The organism is Nonomuraea sp. bgisy101 (assembly GCF_057708945.1).
The window spans coordinates 334,533-351,838 of record NZ_JBYITD010000004.1; the positions used below are offsets into that span (position 1 = coordinate 334,533).

General features: G+C 70.6%; 16 protein-coding genes and 1 pseudogene. 10 read left to right on the plus strand and 7 right to left on the minus strand.

The window, feature by feature from the left end:
* The first annotated feature begins 1 nt into the window (after position 1).
* Positions 2 to 961, plus strand: a complete 960-nt coding sequence (locus AC3EO4_RS10040) for a MerR family transcriptional regulator (protein ID WP_431894990.1) — start codon at positions 2 to 4, stop codon at positions 959 to 961.
* A gap of 2 nt (positions 962 to 963) precedes the next feature.
* On the opposite strand, the gene AC3EO4_RS10045 is transcribed toward AC3EO4_RS10040, so the two are convergent.
* Both AC3EO4_RS10045 and AC3EO4_RS10050 read right to left on the minus strand, forming a co-directional pair.
* On the minus strand, positions 964 to 1,950 hold the full coding sequence (locus AC3EO4_RS10045; RefSeq protein WP_431894991.1) for a nucleotidyl transferase AbiEii/AbiGii toxin family protein: 987 nt from the start codon (positions 1,948 to 1,950) through the stop codon (positions 964 to 966).
* Positions 1,947 to 4,094: a HEAT repeat domain-containing protein gene (locus AC3EO4_RS10050; RefSeq protein WP_431895115.1), complete on the minus strand. Its 2,148-nt coding sequence runs from the start codon at positions 4,092 to 4,094 to the stop codon at positions 1,947 to 1,949. The genes AC3EO4_RS10045 and AC3EO4_RS10050 overlap by 4 nt, the downstream gene beginning before the upstream one ends.
* 164 nt (positions 4,095 to 4,258) lie before the next feature.
* Here AC3EO4_RS10050 and AC3EO4_RS10055 point away from each other — a divergent pair, with 164 nt between their 5' ends.
* Positions 4,259 to 5,155: an aminoglycoside phosphotransferase family protein gene (locus AC3EO4_RS10055; RefSeq protein WP_431895116.1), complete on the plus strand. Its 897-nt coding sequence runs from the start codon at positions 4,259 to 4,261 to the stop codon at positions 5,153 to 5,155.
* Between the two features lie 14 nt (positions 5,156 to 5,169).
* Here AC3EO4_RS10055 and AC3EO4_RS10060 read toward each other — a convergent pair whose 3' ends face one another.
* Positions 5,170 to 7,704, minus strand: a complete 2,535-nt coding sequence (locus AC3EO4_RS10060; RefSeq protein WP_431894993.1) for a helix-turn-helix transcriptional regulator — start codon at positions 7,702 to 7,704, stop codon at positions 5,170 to 5,172.
* A gap of 88 nt (positions 7,705 to 7,792) precedes the next feature.
* Between AC3EO4_RS10060 and AC3EO4_RS10065 the strand changes: the two are divergent.
* The 5 genes and pseudogenes from AC3EO4_RS10065 to AC3EO4_RS10085 form a co-directional block, all read left to right on the plus strand.
* Positions 7,793 to 7,912: pseudogene (locus AC3EO4_RS10065) on the plus strand (FAD-dependent oxidoreductase); the annotation flags it as partial.
* A 40-nt stretch (positions 7,913 to 7,952) separates the two neighbouring features.
* Entirely contained in the window at positions 7,953 to 8,981 is a 1,029-nt protein-coding gene (locus AC3EO4_RS10070; RefSeq protein ID WP_431894995.1) for an NAD(P)/FAD-dependent oxidoreductase, read from the plus strand.
* A gap of 97 nt (positions 8,982 to 9,078) precedes the next feature.
* Positions 9,079 to 9,471 (plus strand): hypothetical protein, encoded by a 393-nt coding sequence (locus tag AC3EO4_RS10075; protein WP_431894997.1) that lies wholly within the window; start codon positions 9,079 to 9,081, stop codon positions 9,469 to 9,471.
* A 1-nt stretch (position 9,472) separates the two neighbouring features.
* Positions 9,473 to 11,887, plus strand: a complete 2,415-nt coding sequence (locus AC3EO4_RS10080; protein ID WP_431894998.1) for a DUF4132 domain-containing protein — start codon at positions 9,473 to 9,475, stop codon at positions 11,885 to 11,887.
* A 14-nt stretch (positions 11,888 to 11,901) separates the two neighbouring features.
* Complete coding sequence (locus AC3EO4_RS10085; RefSeq protein ID WP_379580954.1) at positions 11,902 to 12,075, plus strand: hypothetical protein; 174 nt, start codon at positions 11,902 to 11,904, stop codon at positions 12,073 to 12,075.
* 119 nt (positions 12,076 to 12,194) lie between these two features.
* Here AC3EO4_RS10085 and AC3EO4_RS10090 read toward each other — a convergent pair whose 3' ends face one another.
* Positions 12,195 to 12,410, minus strand: coding sequence for a hypothetical protein (locus AC3EO4_RS10090; RefSeq protein ID WP_379580953.1), 216 nt, complete (start codon positions 12,408 to 12,410; stop codon positions 12,195 to 12,197).
* A gap of 49 nt (positions 12,411 to 12,459) precedes the next feature.
* Between AC3EO4_RS10090 and AC3EO4_RS10095 the strand changes: the two genes are divergently transcribed.
* On the plus strand, positions 12,460 to 12,924 hold the full coding sequence (locus AC3EO4_RS10095) for a luciferase domain-containing protein (protein ID WP_379580952.1): 465 nt from the start codon (positions 12,460 to 12,462) through the stop codon (positions 12,922 to 12,924).
* A 52-nt stretch (positions 12,925 to 12,976) separates the two neighbouring features.
* Here the strand turns inward: AC3EO4_RS10095 and AC3EO4_RS10100 are convergent, their stop codons facing one another.
* On the minus strand, positions 12,977 to 13,150 hold the full coding sequence (locus AC3EO4_RS10100; protein ID WP_379580951.1) for a hypothetical protein: 174 nt from the start codon (positions 13,148 to 13,150) through the stop codon (positions 12,977 to 12,979).
* A 188-nt stretch (positions 13,151 to 13,338) separates the two neighbouring features.
* On the opposite strand from AC3EO4_RS10100, the gene AC3EO4_RS10105 reads away from it, so the two are divergent.
* Together AC3EO4_RS10105 and AC3EO4_RS10110 are read left to right on the plus strand one after the other, a co-directional pair.
* On the plus strand, positions 13,339 to 13,551 hold the full coding sequence (locus AC3EO4_RS10105; protein WP_379580950.1) for a hypothetical protein: 213 nt from the start codon (positions 13,339 to 13,341) through the stop codon (positions 13,549 to 13,551).
* Positions 13,552 to 14,958: 1,407 nt separating this feature from the next.
* The gene (locus AC3EO4_RS10110; protein WP_431895003.1) at positions 14,959 to 15,825 is read left to right on the plus strand and encodes an alpha/beta fold hydrolase; all 867 of its coding nucleotides are present in this window, start codon (positions 14,959 to 14,961) and stop codon (positions 15,823 to 15,825) included.
* Positions 15,826 to 16,500: 675 nt separating this feature from the next.
* Here AC3EO4_RS10110 and AC3EO4_RS10115 read toward each other — a convergent pair.
* Together AC3EO4_RS10115 and AC3EO4_RS10120 are read right to left on the minus strand one after the other, a co-directional pair.
* Positions 16,501 to 17,004: a KOW domain-containing RNA-binding protein gene (locus tag AC3EO4_RS10115; protein ID WP_431895004.1), complete on the minus strand. Its 504-nt coding sequence runs from the start codon at positions 17,002 to 17,004 to the stop codon at positions 16,501 to 16,503.
* Between the two features lie 97 nt (positions 17,005 to 17,101).
* Positions 17,102 to 17,302, minus strand: coding sequence for a DUF4158 domain-containing protein (locus AC3EO4_RS10120; protein WP_431895006.1), 201 nt, complete (start codon positions 17,300 to 17,302; stop codon positions 17,102 to 17,104).
* Between the last annotated feature and the right edge of the window lie 4 nt (positions 17,303 to 17,306).

The window sequence follows — 17,306 nt, forward strand, 5'->3', positions numbered from 1 at the left end:
TATGAGCTATACGATCGGCCGCCTGGCGAAGCTGACCGGCCTGCCGGTGAAGACGATCCGCTTCTACTCGGACGCGGGCGTGCTGCCCGAGCGCGAACGCACTCCCTCCGGTTACCGCCTCTACGGCGACGAGGACCGGGCGCGGCTGGAACTGATCCGCACGCTCAGGGAGATCGGGGTCGACCTGGCCACGATCCGCTCGCTCGGCGACCGCCGGCTGAGGAGCGTGCTCGACCTTCATCTCAAGGCGGTCGAGACGCAGCTCAAGTCGCTCCAGCGGACCAGGGCGGTGCTCAGGGCGACGCTCGCCCGGGACGGCGATCCCGCTGAGGAGGATCTGCGCAGACTCCACGCGCTCGGGCGGCTCGGCGCGGCCGAGATGGCGATCCTGCTCGACGAGTTCGTCGACGAGGTCGGCGGCGACATCGAGGCTCGGCACGAGTGGCTGACCCACATGCGCGATTGCATGCTCCCCGAACTGCCAGAGGAGCCGACCACCGCACAGCTCGACGCATGGCTGGAGCTGGCCGAGCTGCTCGCCGACGAGGACTACCGCGACAGCCTGCGCCGGCAGAGCGGGGACTTCTGGACGGAGGAACGGGATTACGGCGCCTGGCACGAGATCAACATCCAGGTCATGCGGGAGGCGCTGACCGCTTCCCAGGCGGGCATCGAGCCCGGCTCGCCCGAGTCCGAGCAGGTTCTCGATCGGATCCTGGCGCTCATGGGACAAAGCCGCGAGGAGGCCCTGCGCGCGTTCGACGAGCACGACCCGCGCGCGGCCAGACTGTGGGAGCTGGTGTCGATCATCCAGGACACGCCCTGGCCGTCGGAGCCCACACTCGCGTACGGCTGGATCGAGGCCACGTTGCGTCGCGTGTCGAGCACCAGTCGCGTGTCGAGCACCAGTCGCGTGTCGAGCACCAGTCGCGTGTCGAGCACCAGGGGAACGCCACCGTAGGGTCAGGCCGATGCGAACGACGGACCGAGCGCGCGGGCCAGCCGTTCCAGCCACGTCGTGGCGCTCCCCCGCACCTGGGGGTACTCGGCGTGGAACTCGGCCCAGTCGACCATCTCCAGTGACCGAACCGCGTCGGCGTCGAAAGCCGCCGCCTCGGCCTCGCCCAGCGCCTCGACCAGCATGGGCCGCAGCAGTCCCGGCGCGAGCGTGACCCGCTCGGCCAGCAGGACGGCGTCGTAGAGATCCTTGCCCTGCGGCCACATGTCGGCGGCCAACCACAGGATCTTCCAAGCCAGTGACAACTCCGGAGTCGCGGCCTGGACTAGCGTCGGCTCGGCCCCACCGGCCCGCGGGATCAACGCCGTCGTGGGGGCGACCGGCAGGCGTTCGGCGAAGACGAAGTCGAGCTGCACCGTTCCCGGCGGCAGTCCCTCGGCGCGCCAGGTGAACACCAGCCGCCGTCCTGGCGCACGCTCGTAGGTCCAGATGTCGTCGACCGCGATGTCGTCCGCGTCCACGGTCACCTGGTCCTGTGTGTCGGGTGCCGCAGCGACGGCGCCGATGAGACCCCTGAACATCTGCACGGTCAGCGGGCTGTCCAGAGTGATCGTGTGCGGCACCACCACCCAGTCCATGTCGCCCGGCTCGCGCGCCTCCTCCCCGATCCACGCCTCCAGCAGGAGGCTGCCGCGCAGTACCAGATGCTCGCTCCACGGCGAGCCGGCCACGATGCGCGCGAGGTGGTCGATCGCCGAACGGCGGGCCCGCCGCCACCTTCGCCCGGTTTCCTCGTCCTCGAACGCGGGCTCCCCCGCCCGGAACGCCCGGGCGAACTGCTTCAGCGCGGGATCGAAGATCGGCGGCTGCCGGACTCCCTTCCCCTGCGCGACCGGCAGGTAGGTCGCGGGGAAGTCCGGCAGCCCGCGTCCGGCCACCCACTGCTGATCGGGCACGTTCATGCCCTTGTACCGCTCCCAGGACGATGTCATCGCTCCTCGATCCAACCGTGATCAATGCCGGGGTTGTCGTCGTCCACCACGAACTCCTGCTCGGCCTCCAGTACGGCGAAGCCTGCCGACTCCAGCGCCTTCAGCAACGCGTCGAATCGCCGGCGGGCCGCAGGCAGCCCGACATCGCGGCAGCGCTGGGTGACAAACCGTTCGTGCACCCCGTCCCCGTGCCTTCGCCTGGCGTTGCGTGACACGTGCGCCGCGTGCGCCTGTGCCAGCTCCGCCAGGCCGATCAGGTCGTCGCGGACCACGACCTTGACGTGGTGCTCGAAGTAGCGCCCGGGCGTCACCACGTCTTCCTGGGGCACGTCGGCGTTCCACGGCGCCGCCTCGATCTTCACGCGGACCACGGTGAACCCCTCCGCGCGCAGCCTCGCCGCGCAGTCGGCCGCCGCGCTCCGCTGCTCGCTCAGTGTGCCGCGACCGGCCAGGGTCAGCATGGGCTGGGAGGGGGCCTCACCCCGCGCGAGCACGATGTGGGTGAACTTCACGCCGTTCGCCCGCGCCCAGCGAGCCAGCCGGACGGCGTCGTCGCCCGCGGCCACCGTCAGGTGGATGTCGAAGACGCCCGCGAAAGCGGTCAGCGTTCCGAGCACCCAGCGCAGCGTGCGGGCCGTGCCCTCACCCACGGCGTGCTCCGCCCGCGCCAGCAGGTCGAGCAGGTGCGCACGCAGCTCGTCGGGACAGCGTTGATACGTGGTCGCCGCGTCCCGCGCGCACCAGACGGCCAGGTCGGCGCGGGCGCGCAGAACCAGCGCCTCGTCCCGGCCACCGGCCAGGACGAGGTCCGCCCGGATCCTGGTCCAGGCGTCACGCCCGGTGAGCAGCCGGTGCGCGGCCTGCCGTACGTGACGAGGACGGTCCTCGCCGAGCAACGCCCACAGCCGCTCGGCCGGCACGCCCGGCCCCGCGGCGCGTATCGCGTCGACCACGTTGCGGACCACCACCGGCGCGGGATCCTCCAGCAGATCCGCCAGATCCGCTCGTGCGCCCAGGCGGCGAAGCACGCGCACGGCCTCCGCCCGGACACGCGGTCTCGGGTCACGCAGGTAGGCAAGCGCCAGGTCGGCGTCGGAGCGCGTGCCGCAGTCACCGAGCCCGGCCAGCAGCCCACGCGCGCCCCGCCCGGCCGGCGGTGCCAGCCGCTGCCGGTAGAGCTCGGCCGGGTCGCCGCCCGCCCGCCTGACCGCCCACTGCGCGGTCAGGCGCATCAAGGATGCCTCGTCGGCCAGGAACCTCTCCCCCGCCGCGGTACGGCCGAGCCGCACCAGCGCGGTCAGCGCTTCGACGCGGACGCGCGCCGAACCGCTGTCAAGCAGTTCCTCCACCAGTTCCGGCCGGTCACCGGCCAGCGCCTGCGCGGCCAGCACCTCGGCGCAGCGGGTCCGGGAAACGATGTCGCGCTCCCCGAGCGCCGCCGCGGTGAGCCGCCGCAGGTCCATCCTCCCCGCCTCCAGCGACACCGTGTACGCGAACCGCCGCCCGCGCAGGTCCTCGCACCGCCGAACCGCGCTCAGCGTCTCGTCATCGGTCCGCAGCAGGGCCTGACGGACCAGCTCCGTGACGGAATCCCCACGCTGCCGATCCAGGAGTCTCACCGTCACCGGCACCAGCGCCCGCAGCATCGCCGCGTCGGCGTGGATCAGAACCTCCGCCATGACCCGCAGGGCGTGGCGGCGCACGGCCGGCACCCAGTCCACGGTCCGGATGGCCAGCACGGGCAGGAGCCGCACGTCCGTGCCCATGAGCGGATGCCTGAGCGCCGCCTCACGTTCCCGGCCGTCCCGGCTGCAGGCGGCCAGCGCGACCGCGAGCGCGTTGCTCGGCTGCGGTACGGCGGAAGCCGCGGCGACGCGCGAGTCGCGATAGCCGTACGCCCAGGGACGCAGCGCCGGGTCCAGCTCGATCCAGATCGTCGGCCCTGCAGTGGTCAGGACGTCGAGTGCCTCCTCGGCGAGCAACCCGTCGCAGACGACGCCGAACAACGCGCGCGCGAGGTCGTCACAGGCGTGGCGGTGACCCTGTGCGCTCGGCAGGACCAGCCGGCGAATCACGTCCACCACCGGATCACCGGGCGTCTCCTCATGCCGGACGAACCGCTGCAACCACATCCTGACGCCCATCACGCGCACATCGTTCCACGCGGCCAACGACGCTTTCGATCGGATATTTCCCACCAGCGGACAGCAGAGGCAGGCTCGCCACGGCGGCATGGCGCGCAGCCGCCCACGCGGCCGAAAACGCGTTGCGGTAGCAGGCCGGCCCGCGCGACGATCCCGGCGTGAAGATGCACGACGACCAGCTGACGGTGGCGCCTGAGACGGTGCGCGCGCTGGTGGATGAGCAGTATCCCGAGTGGCGGAGCCTGTCCGTCACGGGCGTCGCCGCCCACGGGACGGTCAACGCCATCTTCCGCATCGGCGACCGTTTCACGGCCCGGTTCCCCCTCCAGTCCGGGGGCGTCGACTCGACGCGACGCTGGCTGGAGTCCGAAGCGGAGGCGGCCCGCGAGCTGGCGGGCCGCACGCGGTTTCCCACGCCAGAGCCGGTCGCGATCGGTGAACCTGGGTCGGGGTACCCGCTGCCGTGGTCGGTGCAGACATGGCTGCCCGGCGCGGTTGCCACCGACGAGGACCCGGGCGCGTCAGTCGCGTTCGCCCACGACATGGCCGACCTCATCGGCGACCTGCGCGCCATCGACACGCGTGGCCGTACGTTCGCCGGCAAGGGCCGGGGAGGCGACCTCCACGCTCACGACGCGTGGATGGAGACCTGTTTCCAGCACAGCGAACGGCTTCTGGACGTTCGCCGGCTTCGCCGCATGTGGGAAGCCCTGCGGAGCCTGCCGCGCGAGGCGGCCGACGTGATGACCCACAGCGATCTCATCCCCGGCAACGTGCTCGTGTCGGCCGGCCGGCTGACCGGGATTCTCGACGTCGGCGGCTTCGGGCCGGCCGACCCCGCGCTGGATCTCGTGAGTGCCTGGCATCTGCTGGAGGCGGGGCCTCGGCGGGTGCTCCGTCTGGACCTCGCGTGCGACGACCTCGAATGGGAGCGGGGCAAGGCGTGGGCCTTCGCCCAGGCGATGGGGCTCGTCTGGTACTACCGCGAGACCAACCCCGCCATGAGCCGGATGGGCCGACGCACCCTGGAGCGCATCCTGGCCGACGAACCGCCCTCCTGAGCGCCAGGACGGCCTTACGGAGCGAGTATGCCGGGAAGCTGGCTCCGATGCTCGATGTTCAGCTTGCGATAGATCCGGTACAGGTGGCTGTGCACGGTCCGCACCGAAAGGTGCAGGCGTTCGGCGATCTCCCGGTCGGAGAGCCCGCGCGACGCGAATCCGGCCACCTCGTACTCCCTGCGGGTGAGGATCGCGGGCGGTGAGGACAGGCCCGGGGTTCGGGCGCGTTCGCACGCGGCGGACAGATCGTTGAGCCGGGTCGCTGACGCCGTCGCCGACCCGAGGCGTCCTTCTGCCCGGTGGATCAGGCTCGCGGTCGCCGCCGCCTCGGCGGCCCACAGCGCGCAGCCGGCCGCCGCGGCCTCGCGGGAGACGTCGTCGAGAGCCGCCGCGTCCCGCCGGGACAGGGCGGCGGCGTTCCTGGCCATGAGCGCCTGCAGGGCACTCTGGCTGGACGAGGCCAGACGCTGAAGATCGTCGACGACCGCGACGGCGGCGCCCAGCCGCGCGGCGTCGTGCAGCACCCAGGAGGCCATCAGCAGCGACCCGACCTGTTCCAGCTCCGCGCCCTGTCTGATGGCCAGGTTCACGGCGGCCGTCAGGTCGCCCTCGGCGTAGGCGTGCCAGACGGAGCCGCTCCGGCGCGGGGCCGCGAGTCCTCCTGGAAGGGCGGCCCGCAGCCGTTCCATGGCCTTCCCCGCTCGGTGCGCGTCGCCGAGCAGCGACTCCGCCTCGCTCAGCGCGTCCAGGCCCCACATCTGCGGACTGGCCGCGATGCCGTGGATGGGCATCACGGCGAGCGCCTCCCGCAGCCAGCGCCGCGCGGTGGCCGGCCGGCCGGAGAGCAGGTACACCTGCCCGAGATCGTGAGCCCAGTAGGCACGCCACGTCGCGGCGGTCCCCGTCGCCTCTCCCTCCAGGGCAGAGCGACCAAGGTCGATCGCCTGCGCGATCTGGCCGTCGAGGGCCAGGGCCTGGAGGAGGGCCATGCGGGTGAGCTCGGCGCGCGGCCCGTCGATGATGTCCAGGGCGAAGCGGGCCAGTTCGATGGCGTCCCGGGTCCGTCCCGCGCACGCGAGGGCGCGTACCTGGGAGAAGGCGAGCACGGCGAGCACCTCGTGATCCGCCGGGTGCCTGCGGAGGATCCGGTCCGCGAGCTCCACCGACTCGTCGATGTGCCCGACCGCGAACGCCTGGGCGGCCCTGCCGATCTCCAGCCGCAGCCTGGCCCGCGGGTCGGCCGTCGTCAGCGCGGCCGACGCCAGTGTGTCTCTCGCCTCCCCGACCTGGCCGCGGATCAGCTGGACGCGCGCCCGCGCCGAGAGCGCCCTGGCGCGCGACGCGTCGTCCGGCGCGTCCGCCTCGAGTGCGCGGGCCAGGTCGAGGGCGCGCCCGGCCTCTCCCAGGTAGGGCAGCTCGGCGACGAGCGACAGTCGCGACTCGAACGACCCGTCGGCATCGACCGCGGCCTGGAGCAGGTGCCCGGCGAGCTGGTGGTCCAGCGCCTCCGACGCTTCCCTGGCCGCTTCGCGAAGCAGCGCGGGATCGGCGGCCACGCCCGCCTCGACGCGCCACACCGCGATCCTGACCCTGTCACGTCGCCTGCGCGCCCCCGCGGCCTCGACCGCGTCGGCGAGCCTCCTGCGGTGGTCGCGGGCCCGCAGCGGAGGAAGCGTCGCTCGCAACGCCTCGCCGTACAGGGGGTGGACGAGCGCCACGAGGTGTCGACGGCGGTCGGGAATCGCGGTCAGCAGCCGCTCGGACTCCAGTTCCGCGATCACCTCGGGGGTGAGGAGACGCTCCAGTATCGCCGCGCCGACCGGTTCGGCGAGAGCCACGAGCTCTGCCGCGGCCCGCACGGCAGGAGCGAGCCGGTCGAGACGGGCGGCGATGGCCGCGGGCAGGTTCGTGTCCGCGAAGACGGGCCGAAGGAGCCGCCAGACACCGTCCACCTCGGTGAAGGTCGCCGCCTCCACGAGCTCGCGAAGCAAGAGCGGGTTTCCACCGCTCAGTCGCAGCAGGTGGGCGGGCAGCGTCGATTCCACCTGGCCGCCGAGCGTCGTCGAGAGCAGCTCAGCCGTGTGGCCTTCAGTCAGCCCCTCCAGGGCCAGTCGCTCGAGGTCACGCCACCATTCGTCGGTCCCTTCGCCGCGTACGGCCAGCACGACGGGAACCATGGCGCCGGCGACGAGATGCCGTGCCAGTGCGGCCGACGCCGGATCGAGCAGGTGGGCGTCGTCGATCACCAGCGCGCCCCCGCCGGCGATGTGGGCGGCCGCCGCCGTCAGCGTACGTGTGAGCTCGCCGTCGACGGCCCGCGGAGGCAGCAGGTGCGCGAAGGGCAGCAGCGGGATGCCGCCAGGCGTGGCGAAAGCCCAGCTCACCCCGACCCCACCGGCCTCGGCTCTCGACCTGGCCTCGGAGAGCAGCCGGCTCTTGCCGATCCCGGCCGGGCCGGTGACCACCAGACCGGACCCTGCGCGTCCGGTCATCACCGCCACCAGGCGTTCGAGCTCGCACTCGCGGCCCACCAGCGGCCAGGAATTCATAGCCGCAGGGTACTGCGCATGCCTGTGGCCGAGAATGCAGTAATCCACTACCGATGTGATGGCGCCGGGCGCGCCACACAGTGGTCCCATGACTTACGACGTTGTCATCGTGGGCGCCGGTGTGGCGGGGTGCACCGCCGCCATCCTGTACGGCAGAGCCGGCCTGCGCGTCGCGATCATCGAGAAGCACCGCACCATCTCGACGCACAAGGTTCTGTGCGGGCACTTCGTGCGGTGGGACGCAGCCGATGCTGCGGCGTACCGGCCTCTGGGAGGCCATGGTCGACGCGGGCGCGGCCGTGGGCGACATCGCACGCTGGACCACGGCCGGGTGGTTCGTGCCCGAACCCGGTCTCCCCGAGTGCATCAGCCTGCGGAGGGAGAAACTGGACCCCCTCCTGCGGACGATCGCGGCCGGCACGCCCGGCGTCGATCTCGTGCTCGGCCGTACGGTGACCGGACTGCTGGAATCGGGCGGGCGGATCACCGGTGTGCGCGTCGGTGACGAGGAGATCCAGGCGCGGCTCGTCGTCGGCGCGGACGGGCACAGGTCGCCGGTGGCACAGGTCGCAGGAGTCCCCGAGGACGTGGCGCCCAACGAGCGCTTCGGACTGTGGGCGTACTACCGCGGCGTCGTCCCGCGCGGCCCCGCCGCGAGCCAGATCTGGTCACTCGACCCGGATGTCGGCATACTCGTCCGGACCGACCATGACCTGCACATGCTGGTGGCGTTCCCTGCCAAGGCCAGGCTCGCCGAATTCCAGGCCGACCGCGCCGGTGCGCTGGAGCGGTTCATGGCCTGCCTTCCCGACGCGCCTGACCTGTCCTCGGCGGAGCGGGTGTCCAAGGTGATCGGGACGAACGACTACCCCTGCGTGAGACGCGACCCGGCCCCGAGGCCCGGGCTCGTGCTGGTGGGGGATGCGGCCATCACCGGCGATCCCACACCGGCCGTCGGCTGCGGCTGGGCGTTCCGTGCCGCCGAATGGCTGGTGGAATCGACGGCTCCGGCGCTGCTCGACGGCGGGGACCTCGAAGCCGGCGTCGCGGTCTATCGTCAGGCGCTCGAATTCATCGTGGAGCATGACCGGATCGGCCGGCGGGACGCCCTGGCCCGGCCCGCCAACCCGGCGCAGAAACTGGTCACGAAAGCGGCTCACCGCGATCGCGAGCTCGCCCGCCGCGTCTACCTGTTCTCGATGCGCGCCATTCCCGCGGCCGGGTTGGTCAGCGCTCGGACTCTTCTCCGGGCCGTGTGGGGCGCGATCCGTCCGTAACGCGTCACCACCCCGTCGGACGGCATCACCGATTCTGTCGGCGACCGCTGTTATGAATGACGCCATCAGATGATCTTTCGCGAGAACAGGGCGTTCGATGGCATCAGTAACGTTTCGCGATGAGACCGCGACGGGCCGGGCACTGGAGGAGTTCTCGCTCCCCGGCCTGCCCGAGCGGATCTCGGCCAGGGAACTGGTACGGCTGCGCGTGCGTGAGGAGGTGGCCCGCCACAACGCCGCCCCCTCCCACCACTTCCGCGGCCTGGTCAGACCGACCGACGCCGAGGCCGAGCTGAACGGCTACCGGATGCGGACCGCCCGCAGGCTGAACTGGGAGAGGCAGGCCGACGCCGCCGAGGCCGCGTTCGCCCGCAACGGCTTCCTGCTGCTGGTCGGCGACCGGCAGATCGAGGATCTGGACACCGAGATCGACCTGGCCGCCGACCCCGTGGTGTCCTTCGTCAAGCTCGTCCCTTTGGTCGGGGGCTGACATGGACTGGGAACTGCTCGCCGACTCTCCGCTGCGCAACCACTACGACTTCGTGTACCTGGCCAACGACCACAAGGAGACCTTCGACCGGTTTGACGCGACCTTCGCCGCGCACGGGGCTTTCGAGGTCGAGACGTACGACGACAGCCGGCTCCGTCTCTTCGCCCTGTGGGCGCAGATGCGGCTCAGCCTCGGTTGGGACGGCGGCGGCGACCACGAGGACCGACGGCTGGCCGTCATCCGCGACGTGATCGACCGTCTTCCGGCGTTGTCCAAGGCGACGGTCACCCAGCTGTGGTCGGCGGCCAACGGACTGATGACCTGGCAGCACACCAACTACGCCGAGCTGTACCGGCTGCCGCTCGCCGCCACCGCCCTGCTTTCCTTTCCCGAGCGGCGTGCCGTACTGAACCATCTGCCCAAGTGGTTCGCCCAGCACTGGAAGCCCGCGTGGAAGGTCCTGCGCGAACCGGTCGAGGCGCTGCTCACCGAACCGGAGACCGACGATCCCGGCGCGAGAGTCCGCAACATCATGTGGGAGGACGACGCGTTCGCCACCCAGATGATCAACGACTACGCGGCCCGGCTCGCCTGCCCCGAGGTCCTGCCCCTGCTGCGGCACTGGAACACCGCCACCGCGTCAGGCCCCAGCCCCAGATGGGCCCTGCGCGCCACCGACCTGCTGACCCCGGAGGCCGCCGGCCTGGTCAGAGACATCCTCGGCCGGGTCCTCGCCCACCGCGAGGTCACGCACCGGCACCCCACCCCTCACGGCGAGTGGACAGAGACCGTTTTCCTGCGCGAGCGCACCGCCGTACCGCTCCGGGGCATGGTCTGGACCTGCGAGCTGATCGACGAGCCGTGGGTGACCGCGCTGCTGGGCGACCTCGCGGTGGCCACCGGCACCGGCATCGGCGGCTCGGGTGCCAACGCGCGCAGCGAGATGCTGGCGAACGCCGCCATCGGGGTCCTGTCCCGGCGTGGCGGGCTGGAGGTGGTCGCCCAGCTGGCCCGGGTGCAGGCCAAGGTCCGCAAGAAGACCATCCTGGCCCGCGTGGGCCGCACCCTGGACGCGGTGGCCGTACAGACCGGGCTGTCGACCGAGCAGTTGCTGGAACGCACCGTCCCTGCCTTCGGACTGGGCTTCGACGGCACGCGCACGGAACACGGCCTGCGGCTGGGCCTTGACGGCTTCGTGGGCTACGTCGGCGCCGACGGCAAGGTCCGCAAGACCGTCCCCCAAGCGGTCCGCGAGGAGCACAAGGAGGTTCTGACCGAGTTCAGGGCCACGGCCAAGGAGCTGAAGAAGGCGCTGCCCGCCGAGCGTTTCCGGATCGAGCGCGCCCTGGCCACCGAACGCATCTGGCGCTGGCGCGACGTGTGCGAGTTCTACCTCGACCACCCGGTCACCGGTTCGTTCGCCCGGAGCCTGATCTGGGAGATCCTCCAGGGCCCGGCCGGGCTTCCCGTCCGCGTCGACGGGACCTGGGAGCTGACCGACCCGGCCGGACGCCGGATCCAGCCCCGCCCTGACACGCCTGTCCTCCTCTGGCATCCGATCTCCCACTCGACGGACGAGGTCCGCGCCTGGCGCGACCATCTCATGGAGCACGGCCTGCGCCAGCCGTTCAAGCAGGCCTTCCGCGAGGTCTACCTGCTCACGCCCGCCGAGGAGGAGACCCGCGACCACTCCCGCCGCTTCACCGGCCACCTGCTCCGGTACGGCCAGGCCAAGGCACTGCTCACCGAGCGCGGCTGGACCGGCATGTCGCTTGGCCACTGGGACGCGGCCGGAGGGTCGGACTGGTGCGACGCCACCAAAGACCTGCCCGGCGGCCTCACCGCCACCTGGGACTTCCACCTGGACGAGCACTCCTTCGAACGCGACGGCTACGGCACCACCGCCTCCATCTGCGTCAGCGGCGACCTCCGTTTCCTCGCCGGCCCCTCACCGGTCCCGCTGGCCGAGGTTCCCCCGCTCATCCTGTCGGAGGCGCTGCGAGACGCGGACCTGGCCGTCGGCGTCACCTCCACCGGCCTGGACCCGACAGGCAGCGGCGAGTACTGGCAGTCCTACGGCTTCGGCGACCTCACCGAGACCGCCCGGATCCGCCGCGACGCCCTGTCCCGGCTCGTGCCCCGCCTGGCCATCGCCGACCGCTGCACCCTGGAGGACCGCTTCCTGCGCGTCCGCGGCGACCTGCGCGCCTACAGAATCCACCTCGGCTCGGGCAACATCCTGATGGAGCCCAACGACGCCTACCTGTGCATCGTCCCCCGCGGCTCAGGCGACCCCGTCTTCCTGCCCTTCGAGCAGGACGGCGGCATGCTGTCGATCATCCTGTCCAAGGCGTTCCTCTTGGCCGCCGACACCACGATCACCGACCCGTCCATCACCCGCCAGATCCACGGCTGACCGGATCCCCTCGCATGCGGCCTTCTCCTCAGGACCGGCGAGAAGGGCCGGCTCCCCCAGCGCCGGGGACGCGGCGCCTGCCTCCCGCGGGCAGCCCCACGTCCTCGGGCATCGCCACGCTGCTCAGCGACGAGGGCCGCTGGATCACCGCGCAGAACATCGAGGTCTCCGGCGGCTACGACCTCTAGCCGGTCGTTTCACCATGAGGTCCGGAGACAGCTCTGGCAGATGACGCCGCACGCTGGACCAAGCGGCCCCGATGGAGATCAGCGCGCAGCCGTTTGAACTGACGCGGCAAGGCCAGGGTTCACTCAACCACCCGCCGGATGCCGTCCGGCCCGGAACCGTGCTGGACGCCGCGTCGGGCGATGACCGGTGTGATCCCGCGCTCGCAGGTGGCGGCGGATGAGATGGTCGCGGCCGCGATCGGCGTACAGACGCCGGGGTCCTCGGAGACGCGCACATCGGTGTGCCGTGGGCAGGTCAAAGTGCCTTCTTCCGTCATGACGGCATCGTGGATCAAGCTCTCCCTGCGCACAAAAGATAACCAGCACACAGAAGGTGCGGTACTCATGTTTGATCCCCCGAACAGAGCCGGGGTCCGCCCGGTCACCACCCGCCGCGAGATCCCGCACGACCAGCTTGACCAGTTCTCCCCGGCGCCTGTCCGGGACGCGCTGGTCGAGCAGGCCCGTGCCCTCCCCGGAGTTTTCACCGGGCCGAGCCAGGTCTCCGAGCCCGCCTCGCTTGCGCTGCGCCTGCACCGGCCGACCGGGCCGTGGGAGGCGTTCCTGCACCCCAGCCGGGACGAGTTCGCCCATATCCACCAGGCCGGCTTCATGCACCTCACCGTCCCCAAGCCGATGGTCGCACCGCTGGTGGAGGCGGGCTGGGCCGAACTGCACCCGATCAGCCTGCGGCCGCAGTGGCCGGACACGATCGTCATGTTCTACGCCCCACGCGACGAGGCCGAGCTGTCCGTCGCCGTCGATGTCCTGCGCGCCTCCTGGCAGCAGGCGTCCCTGGAGAAGGAGTAACCGGTCATGCGCTCGACCCGCTCCGCCGCGGCGGCGCGGGCCTGCTCCCCCGTCACCGACCGTGGTTCGGCTCGGCCTGGTCCGGCTCGTAGATCGGCAGCACCGACCGGCGCAGGATCACATTCAAGGCCTCCTGCTCCGGCGAGGCCGGCCCGTACGCCTCGATCGCCGTCTTCGGTAACCACACCGACATCGACAGCCCATTGGCCGGCCGGATGAGCGCCATCCGCCCCGCCTCGATCCGGCCGCCGAGTCACGCGCTACGGCCCGCTCCTTCAGCTCCGGCGGGGGTCGACGGCGACCTCGGGGCAATCACGGCAGGGCGCCATGGTCCGACCCAACCCGACACCCCTACGCTGAAGATCCACACAGCTGCGAGAAGAGGGGGCGATGATGTTCGACACAGTGATGCCAGTGGCATTCGTGGCCGTGCTTGTGCTCTTCGTCATCGGGGGCGTCCTGGCGATGATCGGCGGAGGTTCCTCCTCGCGGAGCGGGTCACATCACCAGCGCTCCTTGTTCTCCGGCGACGCGTCTTCTTCGGACGACAGGAACGACAGCGATTCCCCCGGCAGCGATTCCTCCGGCAGCGGCTCCTCCGACGGCGGCGGGGGTGGCGGCGACTGATACCGCGATCTCGCGGTGATCAGGTGCCCGACCGGCGAGGCGCCGCTTACGCCGACCCCGCTGCGCTGGAGGGGCCGCGGACGCTCCCCGAGCATCCTCCGACGTCCTCATCCCCCTTGGACAACCTGCTGTGGGACAGGAAGCGGGTCCACCGTCTCTTCGCGTTCGAGCACACTTTTGAGATCTACATTCCGGCCGAGCGGCGCTTTGGCGGGAGTGGGACTCAGGAAGATCTCGGGAGCCGACCTTCGCGGGAACGGCCGTCAACGGGCCCCTACGGCGTACCCGCAACCGACCTGGATCGCCGGATCTTCGCCCTGACGGCCCAAGTCCCGGATCTCGAAGACCTCAGCCTGCACGATGACGTTTCCGAGGCCCTTGCGGCGGGGTTGGCCCTACGGACCACGCAGGGGTGTCCCGTCCGTGAGCTCAAGGTCGCCTCGTGGTCACGGGCAGGCTCTTCCCCCTCCAGTCTGGATCTGGAGATCCTCAGCCCGGGACGAGCTGCCACAAGTCTCGTAAGTACGGCGATCCGCCACACCCCCATCGGTGCACGGCTCTACTGATCAGGGAGCATCCCACTCCCGCAAGCAGCCATCGTTGGGAGGGCGCAGGCGGAGAGTGCGGGCGCGGTCAGGGTGTTTCCGCCGCGGGGAAGGGGTTCCCACACCCCATTGCCGGTTACAAAGAGTGATGGTTCTTCTACTCTGAGAAACGAAAGGTTGTGTGCATGAAAGCACCGGCACTGGCAGTCCTGGTCACTGCGGGCCTCCTCGCGGCAGTTCCCTCCGGCCCGGCGGCGGCCGCCCCCGCACCTGGCGACATCATCACCTGCCCTTTGATCGCAAAGGTCCCCGTAAACCCCGATCGCAACATATACAGCGGATATGGCCATTGCCACGACGCCGACGGAGACTTCGTCGGGATCAGTTCGGGTGGGGCGGGCGAACGGTGGCTCATCAGTCGTGGCACGGACGGCCTGAGACTACGCTGCTACGGCCCTTACTCGACCGGCGGCGGCTCGGCGGGGCAGCCGACCGTGACCATGTGGGACTGCAAGCCGCTGGGCTGATCACTGCCCTGCGTCCCGCGGCGTGCGACGAGTGCGGCGCCATCGGGGGGCGGGCGGCTGCTCGGGCCGCGTGCTCCCCGGGGCGCGGTCGGACGCAGCCTGCGCCTCGGGGCCGATGGGCCGATCCGGCGGGCCCGAGGCGCGGCAGCGGCTCGCTCTCGCCGTGCTCACCCTGTCGCTGCTGGTGTCCGTGGACGCGTCGGGGCGCCGTCAACCACCATGGCACCAGCCGCCGTATAGGCCCTGAACCAGGGAATCAGCTTCCCACTTCCAGCCCGGCGAGTGCCCGTTGAGGGATCGTCTCATCGGACCCCGACCGCATTACACTCACGTCCATGATCGCGACCATGATCGAGCTGGATGACGGTGCACAGCTACGTACTTGGACTGCGGGCTCGGTGATTCCGCAGAGATTTCCCGTGGTCATGCTGCACGGCGGTCCAGGAGTCCCCGACTATCTCGCCCCGGTCGCCGGCATCATCGACGACCTGTGCCTGGTCCACCGCTACGACCAGCGTGGCACCGGCGGATCACCCTGGGAGGGCGAGCACACGATCATCCGCCACGTTCGCGACTTGGCGTTGTTGCTCGACGCGTGGGGACACGACCGGGTTGTTCTGTTGGGGCATTCGTTCGGAACCAATATGGCCGGCTACTTCCTGCTGGCCCATCCCGAACGCGTGGCCGGACTGATTCAGATCGCCGGCCCCTTCCTCGATCCATGGCGGGAAGCCAACCGAGCAACACAGCGGGCACGACGCACCGACGAGCAACAGACCAGGCTCGATGAACTCGATGCGATCGAATCGCGTACAGACGCCGAGGAGATCGACTACCTCACGCTGTCGTGGTTCACTGACCACGCCGACCAAACGCGGGCATGGGATTGGGCGCTGGCATCAGCCCGTACGCTGCGGCCCATCAACTACGCGATGAACACCCAGCTCAACGCGGCGAAGAAGGCCGACCCGCTCGAATCACACGTCGACGAACTTCGCGAGCACCTGCCGCCCGGCGCGGTGATCATCGGCGGGGCCGGCGACAGCCGCCCAGCGGATGCCCTGCGACGTCTCGGAACCCGCCTCGACTGCGAGGTCGTCATCGTCCCGAACGCGGGGCACAATCCATGGTTGGAAGCACCAGACCAGTTCGGTGCGGCGCTCCGAGCTGCGGTGGAGAGGCAGTCCCGAAGGGCCGGCTGACGGGTCGACGATCCCTATGGCGGACACGGCCGGGGCTCAGCGCAGGCGAACACGGGCTGTCCAGGCGATCCACGACGTCGCGGACCGAGCGGTTCGCGCCTGGACTCGGCACGGCCACGTTCCCAAAAAAGGTAAGCAACGTGGCACCGGCCACCATAGAGGCCCTGGCCGGGAATCAGCTTCCCGCTTCCAGCTCGGCTCGCGCCGCTGACTGTTGGACGGCAGCGCGGCCGGTCGCACATTCGGGGACGTACTTGTCGATGGCGACCGGCTGCCGCCGAGTAGGCGGGCGATGGATGAGACAGTGTTCTCCGGCCGGGTGAGCAGGTCGCGGGCGTGCCGGACCTGTTCGGGGTCATAGCCGGCGGGCATCCCAGGCGCCGGCCGCGGACGCGGGCGGCGGCCAGGACCGGGACGCCTTCCTGGCCCCCGCCGGTCGCCACGACATCAGCGACATCGTCCACCTCGCCGGAAGCATCCCCGACGAGGACCCGGTCGCCTTCTTCCGCACGGAGACGAGCGGCCTGCTCAACGCGCTGGACGCCGCCCGCACCTGGGGCGTGCGCAGGTTCGCCGTCGCCGGCAGCCTCGGCGTCTACATCGGCCGGACCGAGACCCGCTGGCACGAGGATCTCGCGCTCCCCACCACGAACCTGCCGCACCTGATCATCGCCTTCAAGAAGGCGGTCGAGCCGCTGACCACGCACAGTCGCCGGGGCGTGCGCCGTTCCAGTCGACGCGATGGCCGTCGCGCAGAAGAGTCTCTTCCACGTCTGCCCAGTCCTCCGCGTACTCCGCGATGCAGTCGATCTCCATGCCGGGATCGGCGGCGATGCGGATCATGACACCTGTCGCAGCGTCCTGCGATGTCTCGGCCAGGTCCGTCAACCTGTCGACCCGGATGTACATCCCCGCCCGAGTGCCGGATGTGATCCGACCGACGACGTTGTAGAACCGGGCCGCTCCTGCATGTCTCGCGATCACCTCCGAGCGATCGACGACCGCGTTCACGCTCGATTCGGTGTCGGCGGACAGTACGACTCGCACGGACCTTCCGAAGAGCTCGATCGTTCCCTTGGCCGTGGTCGGGGTCTCACCCGACGCATCGATCGTCGCCTCGAGCGTCATGAACGGCCCATCCGTGACGACGACCCGGTGACCAATCTGGAATTCGACCATGTGCCCGATATTTCCACATCGCCCGCGGCCTCCTCGTCGTGCACCACCGAGAAAGTTCGGCTGGCACCGCGAGCGGGCCCTCCAGGAACAACCCGATCTACCCCACGGTCGTCAGCTGCAGCGCGAACCCCAGCAGGTGCGACGTTGTACGGCGCAGCGCGATCAGGTCCCGGTCCGTGTCGTCCAGATAGAAGAACCGCCTCAGACTCCCACCGCATCGGCACCTCGACGAGGTTCCCGCCGCGGCCTGCTCATCGCCCAGAAACTTCACCGGCACGGCCAGGACGATAGCGATCAATCAG